The sequence below is a fragment of the Gilliamella sp. Gris1-4 genome (assembly GCF_001690335.1).
GTDB lineage: Bacteria > Pseudomonadota > Gammaproteobacteria > Enterobacterales > Orbaceae > Gilliamella > Gilliamella apicola_P.
The window spans coordinates 1-3,287 of record NZ_LZHA01000001.1; the positions used below are offsets into that span (position 1 = coordinate 1).

Annotated in this window: 5 protein-coding genes and 1 pseudogene; all 6 read left to right on the forward strand. The window is 33.3% G+C overall.

The genetic code is table 11. From position 1 onward, the window contains the following. A partial coding sequence (locus A9G31_RS00005; RefSeq protein WP_065559869.1) for an IS3 family transposase occupies window positions 1-689 on the forward strand: 689 nt, incomplete at its 5' end. Window positions 690-1,001: 312 nt separating this feature from the next. Further along, a complete protein-coding gene (locus A9G31_RS00010) occupies window positions 1,002-1,463 on the forward strand; it encodes a GNAT family N-acetyltransferase (protein ID WP_065559872.1) in 462 nt (153 codons plus the stop codon). Window positions 1,464-1,466: 3 nt separating this feature from the next. Beyond that, a pseudogene (locus A9G31_RS00015) lies at window positions 1,467-2,015 on the forward strand (SidA/IucD/PvdA family monooxygenase). Continuing rightward, window positions 2,015-2,182: a SidA/IucD/PvdA family monooxygenase gene (locus tag A9G31_RS12150; RefSeq protein WP_081299275.1), complete on the forward strand. Its 168-nt coding sequence runs from the start codon at window positions 2,015-2,017 to the stop codon at window positions 2,180-2,182. Before A9G31_RS00015 ends, A9G31_RS12150 begins: the two are co-directional and overlap by 1 nt. Before the next feature lie 217 nt (window positions 2,183-2,399). Next, window positions 2,400-2,657, forward strand: coding sequence for a transposase (locus A9G31_RS00020; protein WP_034909955.1), 258 nt, complete (start codon window positions 2,400-2,402; stop codon window positions 2,655-2,657). Continuing rightward, a partial coding sequence (locus A9G31_RS00025; protein ID WP_065559871.1) for a DDE-type integrase/transposase/recombinase occupies window positions 2,657-3,287 on the forward strand: 631 nt, incomplete at its 3' end. The genes A9G31_RS00020 and A9G31_RS00025, both read left to right, overlap by 1 nt.

A 3,287-nucleotide genomic window follows, 5' to 3' on the forward strand; every position in this document is an offset into this window, starting at 1 on the left:
AAATTTTTAATACTAATTATCGTGCTTATGGTACAAGGCGTCTGCAAGCAGAGCTGAGAAAGCAAGGCATAACCGTATCTCGACGCCGAATAGGTCGAATCATGGCGAAAAATGGCTGGGTTTCGAAATACACCTGTAAAAAATATTGTATTCATACAGAAAAAAGCAATGAATCGCCGGTGGGGAATGAACTGAATCGAGAATTTAATATAGGTCAACCACGAAAAATATTGGTGACCGATTTAACCTATGTAAGGGTTAAACAACGTTGGCACTACCTTTGTGTAATTGTTGATATCAGTAATCGAGAAATAGTGGGGCGAAGTGCTGGCAGGCATAAAACAGCGGCACTGGTCATGCAAGCTATGAGTCAAATTCCAATGAACTTACAGACGATTGAGTTGTTTCATTCTGATAGAGGAAAAGAGTTTGATAATCATTTGATTGATGAATGTTTAACAGCATTTGGAATTAAACGGTCCTTAAGTCGCAAAGGCTGCCCCTATGATAACGCAATTGCAGAAAGCACATTCAAAGCAGTGAAAACAGAATTTGTGTCAAATACTATTTTTGATTCACTGGCGCAACTTAAATTGGAATTTAATCACTATGTGGATTGGTTTAATTATAATCGACTTCATTCAACATTAAATTACCAGTCGCCGATTGAATACAAAAGAAATCGATGACCTTATCTTTTTGGTACTAAAATGTGTGGACATACCAGGATAGTTACATATGTATTTTCATAAGCTCAGGTTTCACTTTTTGGGTATTTAAATCAGTAATATCAAGAGCAAGTGCCAAATCAAAAGAGCCCGTAATTTCACCGTCCTGTTTAATTTTTTGTTAGAATTAAGATCCATTCTGAAGAAATATGAAGAGTACGACCTTAAAATATTAATCTATGTTATTAAAAATAAAACATTGAATAAAATATATAACCCGTTTAATATTATGATGATGGTTATCTAAATGGCATTATGAGGGATTATAAACATATGAATATTCAATTTAATATAATACAAGGAACATTAAACGAGCTTGATGATATATCATTACTTTTTTCTGAATATCGAGAGTTTTATGGTATTGAGGATTGTAATTCTGAATCAAAAAAATTCATTAAAGAAAGATTGATCAACAATGATTCAATAATTTTCCTTGCCTACGACAATAAAATAGCATGTGGTTTCGTACAGCTATATTTTTCATATTCTTCTTTATCCATATCACCAACTATAATTTTGAATGACTTATATATTATAAAAAGCTACAGAAGGTACGGTATTGCAACCCAATTAATGGAAAAAGTAAGAAGCTTTGCTAATAATTCTACATATAATGGAATTTCATTATGCACATCAATCGAAAACCACAAAGCTAGAGCTCTGTATGAAAAATTAAATTATAAAATTGATGATCAATTTATATACTATTTTTTAAAACTACATAAGGAATGATATATGAAAATTTATGATTCTGTTGGATTTGGACCGGCAAATCTTTCAGTGGCGGTTGCTATGGATGGCGCTGGTATGTTAAACAAAGATGGCTTACAAATTAAATTTATTGAAAGTAAAAGCGAGTTTGGCTGGCATCCTGGAATGTTACTTCCGGAAGCGGATATGTAAATATCTTTTTTTAAAGATTTAGCAACATTAAGGAATCCTACTAGCAAGTATACATTCTTGAATTATCTATTTTCATCAGATCGTTTAGAAGGCTTTGCAAATTTAAGAAACTTTTTCCCTAGTAGACTGGAGTATAACGACTATTTAAAATGGGCAGCAAATCACTTTAATGATTATGTTTTATTATATGGTCATAAAGTTGTAAGTATTAATCCCATTTATGATGGTCATTTAATTGATCATTTAGAAATTTGCATTGAAGATAATAATAAAACAATCAGCAAATTGTATGCAAAAAATATTTCATTAGCAACAGGCATAACTAAAAATATACCCGTGGGAATTTTCTTAGATGAAAAAAATAAAAAAATAAAAAAATAATGCATTCCAATGATTTTTTAAATAATTTGGAACATGAATTTAATGATAAAAATTCAGATTATAAATTCTTAGTTATAGGATCTGGACAAAGTGCAGCAGAGATAACTAATCATTTATCAGATCATTATCCAAATATAGAGTTATGTTTAAGAAACTATTCACTATGACCAGCAGATGAAACTGAATTTTCTAACGAGATTTTCAGTAGCCATTCAGCAAAAAATTTTTTGCTTATGATGAAAAACTTAAAAAAAAGTGTTACTAGATTTTAAAAATACAAATTACTCAGTTGTAGATTCTGCATTGATAATGTAACTATCCCCTAAAATAGTACAGCAAAAAAGTAGAAAATTCTCTATGATAAAAGTAAAAGGGGATTTAATTATGAAAAAAATGACTGAACATCAAATCGTCGCTATTTTAAAAGAAGCTGAAGCAGGTATTCCTGTCAAGGAACTCTGCCGTAAATATGGCATGGGTAATTCAACTTTTTATAAATGGCGGGAAAAATACGGCGGAATGGAAACTTCGGATATCAAACGCTTAAAGGAGCTGGAGGCTGAAAACCGTAAGCTTAAACAGATGTTTGCCGAACTGAGCTTAAAATCCCAGCTTCAGGAAGAAATCATAAAAAAGCTGTAGTGCCCACAAAAGCACGTAAAACGTGGGCACAGCAACTACAACAAAATCATTCGGTTACTATTGCTATGAGTTGTGCCATTGTTGGCTTAAGCCGTTGTGCTTACTATTATCAACCTAAGTTACCGGATGATTCGGTGATTGTTTCGGTGTTGAATGCTATCACTGACCGGCATTTGCGCTGGGGCTTTCCTAAATGCTTTAATCGTATCAGAAAGCTCGGCTATAAATGGAATCATAAACGGGTGTATCGGGTGTATTGTGAGTTGAAACTTAATCTCAGGGTAAAGCGTAAACAGCGCATTCCTCCACGAAGCCCAGAAAGGCTATCAGCACCCAATAAACAAGGTGAATGTTGGTCAATGGATTTTATGAGTGACAGTAGTCGTAATCAACGTCGCTTTAGGACATTCAATGTTATCGATGACTTTAATCGTGAGGCGTTAGGGATTGATATTGCAGTAAGCTTACCAGCAGGAAGGATTTCCCGTTACTTAGATAAACTGGCCGAATATCATGGATATCCATTAAAAATACGGGTCGATAATGGGCCAGAATTTACAGGAAAAACCTTTATAAACTGGGCTAAATCACATGATATAACCATTGATTATATCCAGCCCGGTAGCCCTT